The organism is Streptococcus oralis, assembly GCF_001579025.1.
Lineage (GTDB): Bacteria > Bacillota > Bacilli > Lactobacillales > Streptococcaceae > Streptococcus > Streptococcus oralis_X.
In genome coordinates this window covers 937,957-939,195 of record NZ_KQ970235.1, presented here as the reverse complement: position 1 = coordinate 939,195, position 1,239 = coordinate 937,957, and the positions used below count along the sequence as shown (strand labels likewise).

The window sequence follows — 1,239 nt, the reverse complement described above, 5'->3', positions numbered from 1 at the left end:
ATAGTTACTGTTCTCGGATTTTTAAATCACATTTTTAGTTTAAAACAAACAAATAATATAGAAAAAAACAGGATTGAACTCGGAACTGACCCCCAATAATGGGATATGAGAAAACCCCTATGATGCGATCAGTTTTCTGTAATCTATGGGAGACTGGTCATTTAGTTTCTGTTGAATTCTAGTTTCATTATAAAATATGATGTAAGATTGACAATTTCTGTTATACTATCTTTAGTTAAGTTTCTCCATTTATGGAGATAGAAGGTTTCAGACTTGAGGACAGAATGAAACCATTCAATACAGGCATTATCTGCTGGTGTTCCTTTTCGGGACATGGAGCGGGTGATGCCTTTTTCTGTACAAGCTTGATAGTAGACTTTTGAGGTGTAGACAGATCCTTGGTCGCTATGTAAAAGTACCCCTTGAGGTAGCTCAAGTTGATTAAGTGTGTTGAGCACAAAGTCCGTATTTTGGCATTCAGAGATAGTATAAGCTACAATTTCAAGATTATAGAGATCCATGATCGAAGATAGATAAAGTCTACAGTTTCCAAAGTAGAGGTAGGTGATGACTGTGACAAGCTTCTCCATAGGCTTGTCTGCCTGAAAATCACGATCCAGCATATTGTCTGTTACATAAGTAAGGCTTCCCTAATTTAGGTCCCTTCTTGGGACGGACACGGCAGAGGTAGCCCTTTTCCTTCATGATACGATAAACCTTCTTGCGACTAACGACGTGGTTATAAACTTCCCTGAGCAAGTGAGTGATGGTTCTATAGCCGTAAATAAAGTGATTTTCCATACAGAGTGCCTCGATTTTATCTGCTATTTCGTCTTTTTTATGAGAATTTTTACACTCCTGTTTCCAGTGATAAAATGTTGAGTGTTTGACTCCGAAACACTCTAAAATAATCGATACAGGGCACGTTTTCTTATACTCTTTCACTAGCTTGATAAGACTTACTTTGTCGATTCTCTTACCAACCTCTGATACTTTTTTAGTAATTCTACCTGCAAATGTAACTGTTCCACTTCAGATAACTGGTTCATCCCTTTACCATAAGTATATTGTTTCCCCACAGATTGGTGGAAACGGTACAATTCATCATTCTGATACCATTGCCACCAAGTCTTGACCTGACTAACATTTTTGATACCGAGGGTATCCATGATAACCTTATTTGATTTACCCGCCTTCTTCATTTCGATACAGGCTAGCTTAGTTTCTACTGAATATGCT

The 1,239-nt window shown here is 37.7% G+C and carries 1 pseudogene; it reads right to left on the bottom strand.

The features are described 5' to 3' along the window. Positions 1-117 precede the first annotated feature (117 nt). Positions 118-1,239 (bottom strand): annotated as a pseudogene (locus SORDD27_RS09695) (IS3 family transposase); the annotation flags it as partial.